Raw genomic sequence first — 16,525 nt, 5'->3', positions numbered from 1 at the left:
CCAGGCGGGGGGCCGGACCAGTCCCCCAGTACTTGGAGAGGCAGTGCTGAGATTGCGCGCCACAGGGTGGCGGGCCGCCGCGCCCGTCGCCGTGCTGCTGGCCGGGCTGATCGGCTTCACCTCCGGTCAGCCGGCCGCCGCGGAACCGGCGTCCCTGACACAGACGTACAAGTGCGTGTTCCCGATCATGGAGGAGGATCCGCTCACGGTCGTCATCAAGGCGGATCTGCCGGCCAAGGTAAAGGTCGGCGAACAGGTCCCGGCCTTCCATGTCACCTCGGTGTCCAAGGTCAGCAAGTCCGCTGCCACGGCCCTGCGCACGGTCGGCGGCGCCACCCTCGAAGGGGTCGCCACGGCGGACGTCACCGTCCACATGCCGGAGGGACCGCTGAACATCGGCCTCGACAACACCATCCCGAAGACACCTCTGCCGCAGCCGCCCGCCGACTTCGAGGTGACCGCGACCGGCCAGGCCCCGGCGCTCACCTTCCGGCAGCCCGGCAGCGTGAAGATCGACGTCAACCGTCTGCTCCTGACCATGACGCCACGGGACACGACCGGCGCCAAGACGGCCCTCGACACCTTCGAGACCGAGTGCACCCTCGATCCCGCCGACCAGAACAAGACGCTGCACACCGTCCAGGTCGAACCCGGCACGACGGACCCGACCGATCCGCCGGACCCGGGCGGCGGCGATCCGGTGCCGCTGGACTTCGGCATCAAGGGCAGCACGCACATCAAGGCCGCCAAGGGCAGCGCCCCGCTGGCCGGCGGCATCGACACCCGCTACGACCCGGACAAGGGCACCTTCGACGCCGACCTGGAACTCGACCCGACCAGAGGCCAGTTCACCCTCCTCGGCTTCCTGCCGACGAGCGCGGACATCACCTTCGAGCAGGCCGGAAGGACAACAGGAACCCTCGAGGCCGCGGGCAGCCTCACGGCGCACTCCGAGATGTACGTCAAGCTCACCGGCGTGAGCGCGCTCGGCCTGCCCATCGGCGGCGGGCCGAACTGCAGGACCGTCGAGCCCGCCAGGATCGACCTCGCCAGCGAGGGCCGCTTCCAGCCGCACATCGGCGGCAAGCTCAAGGGCACTTACACGCTGCCCGGTCTGAAGGGCTGCGGCGGCTTCAACGACATGATCAGCGCGTTCACCGCGGGTCCCGGCAACACCATCGATCTGGACCTCACGTACGAGAAGTAGCGCGCGCACGCGGGTCCGGGCAGCCGTGCCGCCCGGACCCGCGCTCATCGGGCCGTCAGCGGGCCATCAGTGCGAAGACCCCCCAGCCGACGTATTCACGCTGGTAGCGCGTGTAGTCGGCGGGGCCGGTGGTGAGCTCGGCCCGTACCTCGGCGGCCAGCTCGTCATCGGGATTCGCGTCGAGCCAGCGGCGCATGTTGAGCCACTGTGCCGCCTGGTACCGGTCCCAGCTGTCCTGATCGGCCAGCACCATTTCCACGACGTCGTACCCGAGATCGCCGAACTGCTCGATCAGCTCCGGCAGCAGCAGGAAGTCGTCCTTGCTGCCCGCGTGGCAGGCTTCGGCGGTTTCCTGGTCCGGCACTTCCCGGCGCCAGTACGGCTCACCGATCAGCATCAGGCCGCCGGGGCGCAGACTCTTGTCCAGCAGCTCGACGGTGCCGGCCACGCCGCCGCCGATCCAGGTGGCGCCGACGCATGCGGCGAGACCGACCGGCTCGTGCGCGACGAAGCCGACGGCGTCGTCGTGCACGAAGGTGACCCGGTCGGCGACACCGAGTTCAGCGGCACGGGCGCGCGCCTTCTCGGTGAACACCGTGCTGATGTCCACCCCGGTCCCGGTGACCCCGTGGTCACGGGCCCAAGTGCACAGCAACTCGCCCGACCCGCTGGCCAGATCGAGCACGCGCGTCCCGGGAGCCAGGTGCAGTGCCTGGCCCAGGTCGGCGAGCTTGCCCGGGGTGATCGGGTTGTGGAGGCGGTGGCTACTTTCGCGAATGGTGAAGATGCGTGGAAGATCCACGAGAGGTGTTCCTTCGGTTTGATGAGGTCATGGCGTCTGCGGGAGACAGCCGACCGGAGTCGGCAGCCGTGGCTCGGACCGTCATCAACACACCTCGTTAGAACGCATGGATCTTGAGCCGCCGAGTGTAGACATCCCGGATCGGCCTCTCCACCGAATTACTGCCGCTTCGAGCGGGGCCAGCCAAGCAGCCGAGCTGCCCGGGCGGCCCGAGCTGCCCGGGCGGCCCGAGCTGCCCGGGCGGCCCGAGCTGCCCGGGCGGCCCGCAGCCAGAACGACGTCGGCAGGAACACCAGGTCCCCCACGACGGTGATCGCCGAGAACATCGGCAGCGCCATCAGCAGACCGATGCCCAGATGCGTGCCGAGCGTCACGACCAGGACCGCGTACTTGAGCCGCGGGATGAACACGAGTACGGGGAACAGGAGTTGAGAGGCGACGGTCACATAGGCGAGCAGCGCCATGCCACTCCCCTGCGCCGCCAGCCAGTGGGAGAGCTCCGGGAAGGTCACGAAGTCGTCGAGACGCAGGGCGTAGTGCAGCGCACTGCCGTCCCGCCACGTCGAGCCGCGGATCTTGTAGAGAGCCGCGGTGCCGTAGACCACCATCACCTGGAAGGCGATCAGCGCCATGCCCGTGTTGTGCAGCACGGTCACGACACGGCGCCGCAGCTCCTCGTAGGGCGTCACCGGTCCGGGGGTCGCACGCGCGACGCGGCGGGCGTCCAGGGACCAGCGGCGGCCCGACGCGCACAGCACCAGATAGTTGGCGAACAGCAGGCTCAGCAGCTCGAACCCGCTGGCGGCGACGGCCGAGCGCATGTGGAAACCCGCGACGACGAAGGCGAACAGGACCGCCATGAGGCGGGTGTGCCAGCCCAGCAGGTAGAGCACGCTGACCGCGACGGCCAGCACATAGGCGGCCCAGAAGTAGTCGGGGCTCTGGGTGCCCAGCCAGGTGTACCACCAGGACATTCGGCCGTCGGCGCCGTGTGCCTCGACCGAGGCGCGGAAGAGGTCGGGGGTGTACGGGGATCCAGGGCCCCAGAGGCGGTCCGCGTGGCCCGCCTCGCGGAGCAGGTTGAGCAGGAAGAGGCCCGCGACACCGATGCGGAGGACCGCGGCACCGTACAGCCCGAACGGCGTGAGGCTCGCGGCGCGCAACCGGTCCCGCACGCGCCGGGTGCCGTCCTCGGTCGCGGCGGCTTCCTGGTCGGGGGCCTGGCGCAGTGTCATGGGAAGGCCTCCCAGGTGCCCAGGGGCCGGCGGCTCGCAGCTGGTGCGGGGCCGCCGGGCGGGGGGATGGGCACGGTGCGCAGGCGCAGTTCGACGGCGTCCGGGCGGGGCTCGCCGAGGTCTTCGAGGCGGACGACGACGGCATTGCGCAGGTATCGCGCGGCGGGGGTCAGCGGCGCCCTGAGCTGGGTGTGCGGTGAGGCCGCGAGGTGGGCGCCGACCGCCTTGCGCAGAACGGTCTGATCCTCCCGGCTGGGCAGCGGGTTGTCCCGGTGGGCGGCGATGTCGTGGGCGGTGAGGTCGATCCACCGGCCGGGGCGGTCCGCGCGCCAACTGCGGGCCTCCAGATGGGTGTTGGCGCGGGGCGGGTCGGGCGCGAAGATGTCCCAGTCCTGCGGGAAGAGCGGCCGCAGCCAGGCGTCGGCCTGCGCCGAGCGGGTGCTGTCCGAGGAGAGGGCGGAGCTCAGGTGCAGGACGAGGAACGCCATATGGGTCAGCGCGACGGCCACGACCAGCAGGGCGGCGCCCCGCCCCACCGCCCGCAGCGGGCCGCCGAGCGGGGTGCCCCGGGGTGCCAGCGGATCGGGCGGCTCGACCAGGAGGGCCGTGTGCTCCGTGCCGTCCACGGGGCTCCGCCCTTACCCGGCCGACGGTGCCGAGGGTCCGACACCGGGCAGGTTCTCGCACTCCGGCGCCTTGTCGAAGGCTTGCTTGAGTGCGGGGTCGGCACGGAAGTCGTGGGCAGGGCCCTGGTAGCCGCCTGCCTTGTCCATGCCTTCGCCGGCCTTCTTCAGCGCCGCCTTCAGCGACTTCTCGTCGGTGACCTTGGCCTTCTTGAGCTCGGCTGTGGTGCCGGCGAGGCTGCTGCGGGCGCCCCGGAGGTTCTTGAGCGCCTTCTTGTACGCGGCGTCGCCGCCGTCCACGGGCGGTGCGCCGTCCTGCCGCATCTTCTTGTCCAGCGCGCCGAGTTGCCGGTCGAGCGCTTGCATGAAGGTGACGACCTCCGCGTGGTACTTCTTGGCGTCCTTCTGGTCCGCGGCGGGCAGCGTCAGCTTGGACCCGACGTCCTGCACGCTGTCGCAGACGTCCGAGGCCCAGTCGACCCGCGGTCCGTCGTCCACGCGTGAACTGCACCCGGACATCACCGTCGTGACCACGACCCCGAGGGTGGCGGACAGCAGCGCGGTGGTGCGCCGCTTGCGTCTCGTGTTCTGCACGCTTGACTCCCCTTCATCGGCTGAACGTGTCGATGTTCGCGATCTGCCAGGTCCCGCCCCGGTGGACCACGTCCACGGCGAACATCGCTGCCGCGTGCGTGGCCGAACCGTCCTTGGCGGTACTGGTGTTGCTCTGGTCGGCGAAGACCAGGACGCGGGCCCTGTCGCCGTCGACGACCTCGACCCCGCTGTGCGTGACGGTGGTGCTCAGGACGAGCTTGTGCCGGTCTCCCCCGGCGCGGACCTGCGCGAGCATCTGCCGGTGCTGGCCGACCGCCTTGCCGGTGAGGTACTTGTCCGCGGCCTTGTCGGTCCGGCCGGGGTCCGCGTGGTCGTAGGAGAAGACCGCGTCGACCGCCTGGCCGACCGTGCCCTTGACCTCGCTGGTGCGGGCCGTGTCGGTGAGCGCCGCGTTGCGCAGGGCGGGCAGGTCGCGCTCGCCCTCGGCCCGGGTGTGGGCGAAGACCGCGAAGGCCGCGGCCAGTACGGCGAGCAGCGCGAGCAGCGGGGGCCAGGGGACAACTCCGCGGGCGGTCCGCGCGGGCCTCTCCCGTGACTTCGGGCGCGGGCGCGGGACCCGCGGTGCGGGCGTGGGTGTTTCCCGGGCCTTGACCGCGGCAAGGCGCCGCTGCCGGTTGACCATATGGCGTGTCGTCGACATGGATAGGCCCCTCAGTCGGACGGAGTGTCGGTGGGCGTCTCGCCCGCGGGGGCCTGGCCGAGGCCGCTCAGCTTCCAGCCGTCGCCGGTGCGGGTCAGCTCGCCGAGCAGCCGGCTCTCCTTGGTGCTCGGCTTCTTCTTCGGCGGGTCGACCGTGATCCGCATCGCGATCAGGACACCTGCCCGGCCCTCGCGCTCGTCCAGTTCGGTCACGGCGCCGGACAGCACCTCCGCCGTGGTGACCGTACGCGCGGTGCGCACCTGCTTCTCGAACTCGGGCCTGCCTTTGCGCAGTTCGTCGAGGAGGCTGCCGGTCGCGGACTGCTCCCAGGTGTCGAGGCCGCGCTCGAGGTCGCGGTGGTCGAGGGTGTTCATGTTCAAGGCGGCCTGTTCGCCCGCCGCGAGAACCTCGTCGCGGGTCTGTGCGAAACGCGCGGAGTCGTCGTGGGCCGCCGCGTACCAGGTCGAGCCCGCCCAGCCGGCGAAGCCCAGGGCGAAGGCGGCCGCCGCGGAGGCGAGCGAGAGTTTCGTACGCTGTCGCGATGTCGTACGTGCCATGTCCCTCTCCGGTGGAGCTCCGGTGGTGCCCTAGCGGGCCTTGATGTCGGTGATCGTCCAGTGGCCGTCGTGCAGGCGTGCGGTGACCGAGAGCTGGGCGGCCGCGGTGGTCGCCTTGGCGCCTTTGCGCTTGGCCCGCTGGTCGAGGAAGACCAGCAGCTGCGCCTTGTCGCCGGTGAGCTCGACGGCGCCGGCCCGTACGACCTGAGTGGTGAGCGACAGCTGCTGCTCGGTGACTTGCCTGCGGAGTTTGCCGAACAGGGCCCGGTAGTCCTTGGCCGCCTTGCCGCGCAGCAGGTCGCGTGCGCGTCGCTCGGTGGTGGACAGGTCGTCGGGTGTGTAGGTGAAGACGGTGGTGAGTGCGTCGCTGACGTCCGCGATGACCCGGCGGGTCCGCTCGCTGTCGGTCAGTGCCTGGTTGGCGGCGCCCGGCGTGTCGGCGGTGCGGTCGGTGAGGACCAGGAGTGTGCCGCCGGTCAGCAGCAGCACGGCCAGGACGAGGGCGAGCAGCGTGCGGCTCCTGCGGCTCTCGCGTCGACGGGGCACGGGCCTAGTCCCGGCATCCGCATCCACACCCACGCCCGCACCGGCTTCCGCCGCACGCTGGGATCTCAGTCCGGCGCTCATCTGCATCCCCTCATTCCACCGCGACCGGGACCGCGCTCAGCGAGCTGAGTTTCCAGCCCGCCCCCTTGTCGTCGAGGCCCGCCTCGAAGCGTTTGCGGTCGGTGGTGGACTTGCCGGTGCGGCCGGTCACCTCGACCCGGACGGTGGCGATGACCTTCGCCGTGCCTCCCCGGCTGTCCAGGGCGGTGACCGCCGCATCGGTGACCGTGCCGCGGGTGCTTGTGCCCTCCTGTTCGAGGGCCTTGACGCTGTCGTCACCGGTGCGCCGCAGTTCGTCCGCGAGCGGCCCGTTCGCCGCCTTGGTCCAGGCGCGCAGCGAGGTGCGTACGTGTTGGCCATCCATGGTGTTGAGTACCGCGATGTGCGTGCGGGCGGCGTCCAGTGCGCTGTCGCGGTCGCGGGCGTAGGTCAGATCGTCGTCGGCCCGCGTGTGCGCGTACGTCCATCCCGCGAAGCCGCAGAACACTGCTCCCGCCAGTAGCGCGGCCGACCATGCGCTCCGTCGCCTCATGACTCCTCTGTCCGTCACCACTCCCCCTTCCGTCACCGCTCCCCCTTCGGTCACCACTCCCCCATCCCGAGCAGCCCGCCCAGGTCGTCCGGACTGTTGGACGGCGCCTGGCCCTGTCCGAGAGCGCCTGAGCCCGGCCGGGCGGGTGCGGGCACGCCGCCGCGCGGTGCGTTGCCCGAGCCGCGTACGTTCTGACCGCCGCCGGGGCCCGCGGTGCAGGCCGCCTTGGTGTTGGCGGGGGCCGGTGAGGTGTCCAGGCCGTTGCGGTAGGTGGTGCCGCCGTATCCGGCGGTGCAGGGCAGCGGCTTGAAGAAGGTGGTGATCATGCCGAAGCGCACGCCGTCGGGGCCGATGGCGGTGGCTCCGGTGGCGGCGACCTGTGGGATGCGCACCATCAGTTCGCGGGTGCCGCGCTGGCGGGTCACCAGGAGCTCGGAGGTGGTGACGAGGTTGGCGAGCACGACGCTCAGGCCGGGGTCGGTGTCGTGCAGCAGCGCGGTGAACTGGGTGGCCGCGTCCGGGGTCTGCGCGATGAGCCGGCGCAGGTCGGGGTCGGACTTCTTGAGCTGGGCGGCCAGCTCGGCGGTGCCGCTCGCGAAGGACTTCAGGGCGTCGGACTGCTGGTTCTGGGTGCGCAGGACCGTCTCGCCGTCGATGAGGAGCTTGGTGGTGGCGGGCAGTGACTTCTTGGCCGCCCGGATGAATTCGCTGCTGGTGTCGATGAGGATCTGCAGGTCCTGCCCGCGCCCCTCGAAGCTTCTGCCGAGTTCGTCGACGACCGTGCGCAGTGCGGCGGTGTCCACCGAGGAGGCGAGCCGGTCGACGCTGGTGAGTACGTCGGTGACCGGCGCGGGAGTCTGTGTGGCCGCGCGCGGGATCACCGAGCCGTCGGCGAGATAGGGCCCGTCGTCCGTGCGCGGGCTCAGGTCGAGGTACTGCTCGCCGACCGCCGAGAGGTTGGCGACCTTGGCCTCCAGGTCGCTGGGGATCTTCGGCGCCGATTTCTTGATGCGGATGCGGGCCTCGACTCCGTCGGGGGTCAGCTCGACGGCTTCGACGCGGCCGACGTCGACGCCCCGGTAGGTGACGTTGCCGTGGCTGAACAGGCCGCCGGTCTGGGCGAGTTGGACCTTGACCGTGTAGTGGTCGCGGGCGCCCACGTACCGTCCGAGGTCGGCGTACGTCGTCGCGATGTAGGCGAGGACGAACACGCCGAGAACGAGGAAGGCGATGTTCTTGAGGTGAGTGGAGCGGGTGATCACTGGGAGTCGCCTCCTGAGGTTCCGGTGACCGCGGGCAGCGGCAGGGACGAGCGCGTGGCGGTGCCGCCGCCTCCGCGGACCGGTGGCACGATCTCCGTGCCGGGGGCCGCGGCGATCTTCAGGTAGACGTTGAGGTAGTCGCCCTTCACTCCGGTGAGCACCTCGTCCGTGAACGGGTAGGTGAACATCACCTGGAGCGACTCGGGCAGGTCGGCGCCCGAGTCGGCGAGGTTCTTCAGGACCGGGACCAGGGCCTTGAGGTCGGCCACCAGGTCGTCCTTGGTGCGGTCGACGGTGTCGACGGCGACCGTGGAGAGCGAGTCCAGGGCGCGCAGCATGCCGACGAGGGAGGAGCGCTGGTCGCTGAGGACCTTCAGGCCGGGCGGCAGGTCCCGCAGGATTTCGCCGATCTCGCGGTCGCGGGTGGCGAGGGTGGTGGAGAGCCGGTTCATGCCGTCGAGGGCGGCGGTGATGTGTTTCTTGTTCGTGTTCAGGCTCTTGGCGGTGGTGTTGATCTGCCGCAGCACGGAGCGCACGTCGCCTTCCTTGCCGCCCAGTGCCTTGTTGAGTTCGCGGGAGATGGTCCGGATCTGCTGGACGCCGCCGCCGCTGAGCACCATCGACAGGGCGCCGAAGACCTCCTCGATCTCGGGGTTGCGGTTGGTGCGGGCCAGCGGGATGACGTCCCCGTCGCGCAGCCGGCCCCGGTTGCCCGCGTACGCCGCCGTGGTGCCGGCCTTGGTGTCCTGGAGGTCGGGGCGGGCCCGCATGTCCTGGGGGGCGGCGAGCTGGACGTACTTCTCGCCCAGGACGCTGGATTGCTCGAGGTTGGCGTAGGCGTTGGCGGGCAGCCGTACGCCGCCGTTGACCTTGAGGGTGACGCGGGCGGCCCAGCCGTTGTCGGCGAGGGACACCCGGGTCACCCGGCCGACGTCCACGTCGTTGACCTTGACCGCGGAGTGCGGGAAGAGACTGACGACGTCGCGGAACTCGGCGGTGATCTCGTACGGATGGTCGCCGAGGTCGGCTCCGCCGGGCAGCGGCAGATCCTCCAAGCCGTCGAAGTCCGGCAGGCCGCCGGCGCCCAGGGCCAGGCCGACCAGGGACACGGTCAGGCAGAGGCCCATCGCGATGCGTGCGGTACGGCGTTTCATGGTCGGCCTCCCCCGGCGTTCTTGGCCGTGCCGTACACGGTGCCGATGGGCGGCAGCGGCAGCACGGGCAGGTTCTTGACCTGTTGTTCGGGGACGGCGACGAGATCCTCTGCGCCGCTGCTCCTGGTGCCTCTTGCTCCGGCCAGTTCGTTGATGTTGGCTCGTCCGTCGATGGTGCGGGTGCGCGGGTTGTAGGCCTGGTCGAGGTTGGCGGCGGCCAGCGGCAGGACGTCCAGGGCTTCGGCCACCGAGGCCCGCTGCTCGACGACGGAGTGGGTCAGGCCCGCCAGCTTGTCCACGTTCGACTTCAGGCGGCCCCGGTTGTCCTTGATGAAGCCCTTGACCTGACCCAGCGCCGTGCCGAGCTCTTTGAGGGCGCCCGCGAGGTCGTCCTTGTCCGCGGCGAGGAAGCCCGCCACTTCGGACAACTGCGTTTCGGCGCGGGCCACTTGGCCGTCCTTGCGCTTGAGCATGCTGATGAACTCCTGCAGCTGCTCGACGGTTTTGACGAGGTCGCCGCTGTTGCCGTTGAGGACGGCGGAGGCGCCGCCGAGCTGGTGGATGGTGTCGCCGATGTCCTTGCCGTTGCCGTCGAGGTTCTTCGCTCCGGTCTCGACGAGTCCGGCCAGGGCGCCGTCCTTGTTCGCACCGTCGGGTCCCAGGGCGTCGCTCAACTCCGTGACGCTCTTGAGGAGTTCGTCGACCTCGACGGGGGTCGCGGTGTGCTCGGCGCTGATGACGTCCCCGTCGCGGATCTGCGGTCCGCTGCTGTAGGCGGGGCTGAGCTGTACGAACCGGCCGGAGACCACGCTGGGGGCGACCACGACGGCCTGGACGCGGGCGGGCACCTTGACTCCTTCGTCGAGGGTGAGCCGTACCCGTACCTGTTTGCCCTGCGGCCGGATCTCGTCGACGCTGCCGACGCGGACCCCGAGCACTCTGAGGTCGGATCCTTCGTGGACGGCGACGGCCCGGTCGAAGTAGGCGGTGATGTGCTTGCCGTCCCCGCCGCGCGCCAGGGCGGTCACGCCGGCGATCCCGCCCGCGGCAAGGAGCGCGAGGACGACGAGGATGACCACGAGCCGTCCGCCCCACAGGGCGCCGGTCGCGTCCGCGATCCGCTCGCCGATCCCGGGTCTGGCGCGTTGGTGTGCGCGGGCGCGCGCTGGGGTGCGGGCTTGCGCCTGGGTGCGGGCCATCAGCGTCCGCCTCCTTGTTTCGGCGGCCTGCATCCGGTGGCCGGGTCCGTGCCCGCGGGCAGATAGTCCTTGGGCACGAGCCCGCACAGGTAGCCGTCCATCCAGCGCCCGTTGCCCAGCGTGTTGCCGACGAGCCGGTAGTACGGTCCGGCGGCGGCCAGGGCCTTGTCCAGGTTCTTCTGGTTCTTGCTCAGCACGCCGGTGACACGGTCGAGCGCGGCCAGCGCGGGGCCCAGTTCGCGCTCGTTGTCGTCGACGAGACCGCCGATCTCGATGCCGAGGTCCCGGGCGCCGGTGAACAGCGCGTGGATGGACTTGCGGCGGTGGCGTACCTCCTCCAGCAGCAGATTGCCGTTGTCGAGCAGCCGCTCGAACTGCTTCTTCTTGCTGTTCACGGAGGTGGTGAACTGAGCTGACCCGTCGAGGAGTTCGGACAGTTCGTCGTTGCGCGTGGAGACCGTCCTGGAGAGTGCGCTGAGGCCCTTCATGGCCTTGCGGACGTGCGGCGGAGTGTTCTTGAAGGCTCCCGAGACGGCCTTGAAGCTCTTGGCTAGCTGGTCCTCGTCCAGCGCACCGGTCGTGCGGCTCAAGCCGTTGAAGGCTTCCATCACGTCGTACGGGGAGGTGGTGCGGCGGGTCGGGATGCGCTCGCCGGGGTCCTGCCGGCGGCTGCCGAGCGGGTCGACAGCCAGGTATTTGGCGCCCAGGAGGGTCTTGATGGCGATGCCGATGGTGCTGCGGTCACCGATCCAGGCGTCCTTCACCTCGAAGGTGACCTTCACCTTGGGGCCGTCCAGGGCGACGTCCTGCACCTTGCCGACCCGTACGCCCGCGATCCGCACCTCGTCGCCCGCCTTGAGTCCCACCGAATCGCGGAAGTCGGCGGTATAGCGGGTGCCGCCGCCGATCACGGGCAGTGATTCGGCGTTGTAGGCGAGCAGACCGATGAGGGCCATGGCCAGCAGCCCGGCCAGGGCCACGGACACCGGGTTGCGCTCGTTGACGGGTTTGATGCGGGGGCGCCGCAGCCGCGGCAGCTTCGGGCGCGACCGCTTCGCACCGGAAGGCTTCCCGCCGGGCGGCTTCATGCGCGACACCTCGCATCCTTGATCGCGAGTCCGGTCGGCGGCGGGCTGTCGTCGTAGGTCGAGACACCGCTGACCTTCGCCTCGCAGAGATAGAGGTTCAGCCAGGAGCCGTAGGAGGCCATCCGGGAGATGGCGGCCATCTTCTGCGGTGTCTTCTCCAGGAAGTTCTCGATCAGGGGTTCGTTGTCGGCGAGGGTCGTGGACACCCGCCCCAGATCACGGATGCCGTCCTTCAGGGGTGCCCGGCTCTTGCCGAACAGGTCGGCCGTGCTCACGCTGAGCTTGGCCAGCGAATCGACGGACCGGCCGACGCTCTTGCGGTCGCCGGAGAACCCGGAGACCAGCTTCTCGACCGTGCCGATGAGTTCGGTGAAGCCCTTCTGCCGGGTGTTGACCGCTTTGAGGACGCGGTTGAGGTTGCTGATGACCTCCCCGATCACCCGGTCCTTGGCGGCGACCGTGGTGGTCAGCGAACCGACGGTCGCCAGCAGGCTCTCGACCGTGCCGCCCTCGCCCTGAAGAACCTGCACGATCGACCCCGCGAGTTCATTGGTGTCCTGCGGGGACAGGCCCTGCATCAGCGGCTGGAACCCGTTGAACAGCTGGGTCAGGTCGAGCGCCGGGGTGGTGCGGCTCAGCGGGATGGTCTGCCCCGGCTCCAGGGTGCGGCCGACCGGTCCGGCCCCGCGGCGCAGATCGACGAAGCGCTGCCCGAGCATGTTCAGGTACTTGATGGACGCCGTCGCGGACGCAGGCAGCCGCCGCTCGCCCTCCAGCGTGAACTCGACCTGTGCGTAGCGGCGTTGGACGACCTCGACCGACGACACCTGGCCCACCTTCACCCCGGCGACGCGCACCGAGTCGCCCTCGTTGAGTCCGGTGGCATCGGTGAACCAGGCCTTGTAGCTGCGGGTCCCGCCGACATCGGTGCCCGCGACGCTCAGGGCCAGGACGGTGGTGGCCAGGGCGGTCACCACGATGAAGATCAGCGATTTGACGGCGGGGCCGGTCAGGCTGCGCTGTCCGCTCACCTCAGCTTCACCTCCGCCCCGCGGAAGGCCGGTCCGGCGAGCACACTCGACCAGTCGGGCAGGGCGCCGCGCCGGCCTGGGTCCGGAGCGGCGAGCAGTTCGGTGACAAGGTCGTTCTCCTGGGGCGAGTTGGCCACGCCGAGCCCGCCGGACACCCCGCTCAGGGTGGTGGCCGTGCTCTGCTGCGCGGCGTACGAGCCGCCCGTGTAAGGGACGGGGTAGCAGCGCGGCCCGCCGCCCGCGTCGTAGCGGGGCGTGTCCCGGCCCGGCGCGTAGGCGCCTCGCGAGGGGACGACCCGCACATCGACCCGCAGGCCGGGCCGGTCGGTGCCCTTGCCCAGGGCGGCGTCCATCGCCGGTACGAAGTCGGCGACCGTGCTCAGAGTGCAGGGGAAGGCGGGCGCGTAGCGGGCGATGATCTCCAGGGTCGGGCGGCTGGTGGCGGTCAGGCGGATGAGGTTGGCCCGGTTGGCGCGCAGCCAGCTGCCGGTCTCCTGGGAGCTGCTGGTGACGGATGCGTACAGGGTGGACAGCTCGGCTCGCTGGGCGGCGATGGTGGCACTGGTGGTGGTGGCGTCGTGCAGCGCGTCGACCAGGTCGGGAGCCGCGTCGGCGTAGGTGTCGCTCAGCTCGACGAGTGCTTTGATGTCGCGGTTGAGGGACGGCAGATGAGGGTTGAAGTCCTTCAGGTAGCCGTTCAGCTCCACCAGCGCGTCGCCGATCTTCTCGCCCCGTCCTTCGAGGGCCTGGGCGAGGGCGGACAGCGTCGCCGAGAGCTTCTGCGGCTGTACGGCGGTCAGCAGGGGCAGCAGATTGTCGAGCACCTGCTCCAGCTCGACGGCGCTGCGGCTGCGGTCCTGCGGGATGACGCTGCCTGCGGCGAGCGGACGCGAGGAAGGGTTATCGGGCGGGACGAGGGCCACGTACCGCTGTCCGAACAGGGTGGTCGGCAGCAGTTGGGCCCGCACGTCGGACGGAACCCGGCCGATCTTGTCGGGCTGGAGGGCGAGGGTGAGCCGCGCGGTGCGGCCGCCGGTGTCGATCTTCTCGACCTCGCCGACGACGACGCCGCGCAGCTTGACCTCGGCGCTGGGGTGCATCTCGCTGCCGGCCCGCCCCGTCTCGACGACGACGGTCGCGGAGTCGGTGAACTCCTTCTCGTATACGGCGATGGAGAGCCACACCAGCAGGGCGGGCACCACGAGGTACACCACTCCGGCGAGCCGCCTGCGGCGGGCCAGGGCGCCCTCGCTGGGGCGCTTTCGCGCCGCGGGCATCACCATCGGGCGGGTCGGGGTCTTGGGCGGGGCGCTCATCCGGCGACCTTCACGGTGGTCGTGGCGCCCCACAGCGCCAGGCTGAGGAAGAAGTCGGTGACGCTGATGAGGACGATCGCGGTGCGCACGGAGCGGCCGACGGCCACCCCGACGCCGGCGGGGCCGCCCGAGGCGCGAAAGCCGTAGTAGCAGTGCGCGAGGATCACGAGCACGCTGAAGATCAGTACTTTGAGGAAGGACAGGAGCACGTCCGTCGGGACCAGGAAGAGGTTGAAGTAGTGGTCGTAGGTGCCCGTGGACTGCGAGTTGAACAGCACGGTCGTCGCCCGTGAGGCCAGGTAGGAGCCGAGCAGCCCGATGCCGTAGAGCGGGATGACGGCGATGGCGCCGGCCACGATGCGGGTGCTGACCAGGAAGGGCGTCGAGCGCACGCCCATGCTCTCCAGGGCGTCGACCTCTTCGTTGATGCGCATCGCGCCGAGTTGCGCGGTGAAGCCCGCGCCGACCGTGGTGGACAGGGACAGGGCGGCGACGAGCGGGCCGATCTCGCGGGTGTTGAAGTAGGCGGAGACGAAGCCGGTGAACGCGTCGGTGCCGATCTGGCTGAGCGCCGCGTACCCCTGGAGGCCGACGACGGTGCCGGTGAAGACGGTGATGCCGATCATCACGCCGACGGTGCCGCCGATCACCCCGAGCCCGCCGCTGCCGAAGGCGACCTCGGCGAGCAGGCGCTGGATCTCCTTGGGGTAGCGGCGCACGGCGCGCGGGATCCAGAACAGCGCCCGCAGGTAGAAGAGGAGTTCGTCGCCGGGCCGGTCCAGCCAGGCGAAGGCGCGGCTCTTGCCGCCGCGTTCCGTCAGGGCCATGGCTCACAGCCCCTTCGGGGGGACGAGCTGGAGATAGAGGCCCGTCATGACCATGTTGACGAAGAAGAGGATGAGGAAGGTGAAGACGACGGACTGGTTGACCACATCGCCCACGCCTTTGGGGCCGCCCTTGGGGTTGAGGCCGCGGTAGGCGGCGACGACGCCGGCGATGAAGCCGAAGATCAGCGCTTTGAGCTCGCTGATGTAGAGGTCGGGCAGTTGGGCAAGGGCGGAGAAGCTGGCCACGTACGCGCCCGGGGTGCCGTTCTGCATCACGACGTTGAAGAAGTAGCCGCCCAGGGTGCCGACCACGGAGACCAGGCCGTTGAGGAGCAGCCCCACCAGCATCACGGCGAGCACCCGGGGCACGACCAGGCGCTGAACGGGCGATACGCCCATGACCCGCATGGCGTCCAGTTCCTCGCGGATGGTGCGCGAGGCGAGATCCGCGCAGATCGCGGATCCGGCGACGCCTGAGATGAGCAGGGACACGATCAGCGGGCTGGCCTGCTGGATGATGACCAGGACGCTGGCGCCGCCGGTGAAGGCCTGGGCGCCGAACTGCTCGATGAGGGAGCCCACCTGGAGGGCGATGACCGCGCCGAAGGGGATGGTCACCAGCATCGCGGGCAGGATCGTGACGCTCGCGATGAACCAGAACTGCTCGACGAACTCGCGCCACTGGAAGGGCCGTTTGAAGATCAGGCGGAGCACGCTGACGGCCAGCGCGAACATGTGGCCGATCTCGCGCAGCACGCCCAGGCCTGGCAGGGGCTGACGTGGTGCGGGGGGCGCGCTCATGTGGCCGCTCCCCTGGCGACCCGGGGTGCGGCGAGCGTGGGGGTGTCCGCCTCTCGCAGGCTCGCCTCGATGGCGCGGCGGGCCGCGGGCGGCAGCTCGTGCAGCATGCCCTGGACCCGCTCCCGGCGGCGGCGCACCGCCTGGCGCTCGGGCAGTCCTGGAGTGGGCGCCAGCTGCGGCACGATGGTGCGCTCGGTGGCGGGTCCGGCGACGATGCCGTGCGCGGCCTCCAGGTCCAAGGTGGCCTGGTCCTTCTCCTCGGACATGCCGATGGGGCCTGCCCTGCGGGCGCTGAGGAACTGCTCGACCACCGGTTCCTCGCTGGTCAGGAGCACTTCGCGCGGCCCGAACGTGACGAGGTTGCGGCGGAACAGCATCCCCATGTTGTCCGGGACGGTCGCCGCGATGTCGAGGTTGTGGGTGACGATGAGCATCGTCGCGTCGATCTCCGCGTTGATGTCGATGAGCAGCTGCGAGAGATACGACGTGCGCACCGGGTCGAGCCCCGAGTCCGGCTCGTCGCACAGGATGATCTGCGGGTCGAGCACCAGCGCCCGGGCCAGGCCCACACGTTTGCGCATGCCGCCCGATATCTCGCCGGGCAGCTTCTTCTCGGCACCGGCCAGACCGACCAGATCGAGCCGCTCCATGACGATGCGGCGGATCTCCGATTCCTTCTTGCGGGTGTGCTCGCGCAGCGGGAAGGCGACATTGTCGAAGAGGCTGAGCGAGCCGAAGAGCGCGCCGTCCTGAAACATCAGGCCGAACAGCTTGCGGGCCTCGTACACGTCCCGTTCGCGGCTGTTGACCATGTCCACCCCGTCGATGAGGACGTGCCCCTGCTCGGGGCGGACCAGGCCGACGATCGACTTCAGGAAGACCGTCTTGCCGGTGCCGGACGGGCCGAGCATCACGCTGACCTCGCCGCGCGGCAGGGTCAGGGTCACGTTCTGCCAGATGTTCTGCCTGCCGAACGACTTGGTCAGTCCTTCGATGACCACTTCGACTCCCATCGCACCTCCTTGCTCAG

General features: G+C 70.2%; 18 protein-coding genes. 1 reads left to right on the top strand and 17 read right to left on the bottom strand.

Going from position 1 to position 16,525, the window contains the following annotated elements:
- Positions 1-43 precede the first annotated feature (43 nt).
- Positions 44-1,207, top strand: a complete 1,164-nt coding sequence (locus ACIGXX_RS17735; protein WP_399976582.1) for a DUF6801 domain-containing protein — start codon at positions 44-46, stop codon at positions 1,205-1,207.
- A 55-nt stretch (positions 1,208-1,262) separates the two neighbouring features.
- Here the strand turns inward: ACIGXX_RS17735 and ACIGXX_RS17730 are convergent, their stop codons facing one another.
- The 17 genes from ACIGXX_RS17730 to ACIGXX_RS17650 form a co-directional block, all read right to left on the bottom strand.
- Positions 1,263-2,009, bottom strand: a complete 747-nt coding sequence (locus ACIGXX_RS17730) for a class I SAM-dependent methyltransferase (RefSeq protein ID WP_351167625.1) — start codon at positions 2,007-2,009, stop codon at positions 1,263-1,265.
- Between the two features lie 158 nt (positions 2,010-2,167).
- Positions 2,168-3,244, bottom strand: coding sequence for an HTTM domain-containing protein (locus ACIGXX_RS17725; RefSeq protein ID WP_399976578.1), 1,077 nt, complete (start codon positions 3,242-3,244; stop codon positions 2,168-2,170).
- The gene (locus ACIGXX_RS17720) at positions 3,241-3,870 is read right to left on the bottom strand and encodes a DUF5819 family protein (protein ID WP_399976575.1); all 630 of its coding nucleotides are present in this window, start codon (positions 3,868-3,870) and stop codon (positions 3,241-3,243) included. The genes ACIGXX_RS17725 and ACIGXX_RS17720 overlap by 4 nt, the downstream gene beginning before the upstream one ends.
- A 12-nt stretch (positions 3,871-3,882) precedes the next feature.
- Positions 3,883-4,461: a hypothetical protein gene (locus tag ACIGXX_RS17715; protein WP_399976572.1), complete on the bottom strand. Its 579-nt coding sequence runs from the start codon at positions 4,459-4,461 to the stop codon at positions 3,883-3,885.
- A 13-nt stretch (positions 4,462-4,474) separates the two neighbouring features.
- Positions 4,475-5,122: a hypothetical protein gene (locus tag ACIGXX_RS17710; protein ID WP_399976569.1), complete on the bottom strand. Its 648-nt coding sequence runs from the start codon at positions 5,120-5,122 to the stop codon at positions 4,475-4,477.
- A gap of 11 nt (positions 5,123-5,133) precedes the next feature.
- On the bottom strand, positions 5,134-5,679 hold the full coding sequence (locus ACIGXX_RS17705) for a hypothetical protein (protein WP_351167634.1): 546 nt from the start codon (positions 5,677-5,679) through the stop codon (positions 5,134-5,136).
- A gap of 30 nt (positions 5,680-5,709) precedes the next feature.
- Positions 5,710-6,225 (bottom strand): hypothetical protein, encoded by a 516-nt coding sequence (locus ACIGXX_RS17700; protein WP_399976565.1) that lies wholly within the window; start codon positions 6,223-6,225, stop codon positions 5,710-5,712.
- Positions 6,226-6,316: 91 nt separating this feature from the next.
- Positions 6,317-6,817: a hypothetical protein gene (locus ACIGXX_RS17695; RefSeq protein WP_399976562.1), complete on the bottom strand. Its 501-nt coding sequence runs from the start codon at positions 6,815-6,817 to the stop codon at positions 6,317-6,319.
- Between the two features lie 50 nt (positions 6,818-6,867).
- The gene (locus ACIGXX_RS17690; RefSeq protein ID WP_399976559.1) at positions 6,868-8,079 is read right to left on the bottom strand and encodes an MlaD family protein; all 1,212 of its coding nucleotides are present in this window, start codon (positions 8,077-8,079) and stop codon (positions 6,868-6,870) included.
- Positions 8,076-9,233 (bottom strand): MlaD family protein, encoded by a 1,158-nt coding sequence (locus ACIGXX_RS17685; protein ID WP_399976556.1) that lies wholly within the window; start codon positions 9,231-9,233, stop codon positions 8,076-8,078. The genes ACIGXX_RS17690 and ACIGXX_RS17685 overlap by 4 nt, the downstream gene beginning before the upstream one ends.
- Complete coding sequence (locus ACIGXX_RS17680; RefSeq protein ID WP_399976553.1) at positions 9,230-10,432, bottom strand: MCE family protein; 1,203 nt, start codon at positions 10,430-10,432, stop codon at positions 9,230-9,232. Before ACIGXX_RS17680 ends, ACIGXX_RS17685 begins: the two co-directional genes overlap by 4 nt.
- Positions 10,432-11,520 (bottom strand): MCE family protein, encoded by a 1,089-nt coding sequence (locus ACIGXX_RS17675; protein WP_399976907.1) that lies wholly within the window; start codon positions 11,518-11,520, stop codon positions 10,432-10,434. The genes ACIGXX_RS17680 and ACIGXX_RS17675 overlap by 1 nt, the downstream gene beginning before the upstream one ends.
- Positions 11,517-12,551 (bottom strand): MCE family protein, encoded by a 1,035-nt coding sequence (locus tag ACIGXX_RS17670; RefSeq protein WP_351167648.1) that lies wholly within the window; start codon positions 12,549-12,551, stop codon positions 11,517-11,519. Before ACIGXX_RS17670 ends, ACIGXX_RS17675 begins: the two co-directional genes overlap by 4 nt.
- Entirely contained in the window at positions 12,548-13,828 is a 1,281-nt protein-coding gene (locus ACIGXX_RS17665) for an MCE family protein (protein WP_361472421.1), read from the bottom strand. Before ACIGXX_RS17665 ends, ACIGXX_RS17670 begins: the two co-directional genes overlap by 4 nt.
- 35 nt (positions 13,829-13,863) lie before the next feature.
- Complete coding sequence (locus tag ACIGXX_RS17660; protein WP_397707729.1) at positions 13,864-14,694, bottom strand: MlaE family ABC transporter permease; 831 nt, start codon at positions 14,692-14,694, stop codon at positions 13,864-13,866.
- Positions 14,695-14,697: 3 nt separating this feature from the next.
- Positions 14,698-15,495: an MlaE family ABC transporter permease gene (locus tag ACIGXX_RS17655; protein ID WP_399976548.1), complete on the bottom strand. Its 798-nt coding sequence runs from the start codon at positions 15,493-15,495 to the stop codon at positions 14,698-14,700.
- Positions 15,492-16,508 (bottom strand): ABC transporter ATP-binding protein, encoded by a 1,017-nt coding sequence (locus ACIGXX_RS17650; RefSeq protein WP_399976545.1) that lies wholly within the window; start codon positions 16,506-16,508, stop codon positions 15,492-15,494. The genes ACIGXX_RS17655 and ACIGXX_RS17650 overlap by 4 nt, the downstream gene beginning before the upstream one ends.
- Between the last annotated feature and the right edge of the window lie 17 nt (positions 16,509-16,525).

This window comes from Streptomyces sp. NPDC055243, assembly GCF_044544025.1.
Lineage (GTDB): Bacteria > Actinomycetota > Actinomycetes > Streptomycetales > Streptomycetaceae > Streptomyces.
This window is presented reverse-complemented; position numbering and strand designations above follow the sequence as displayed.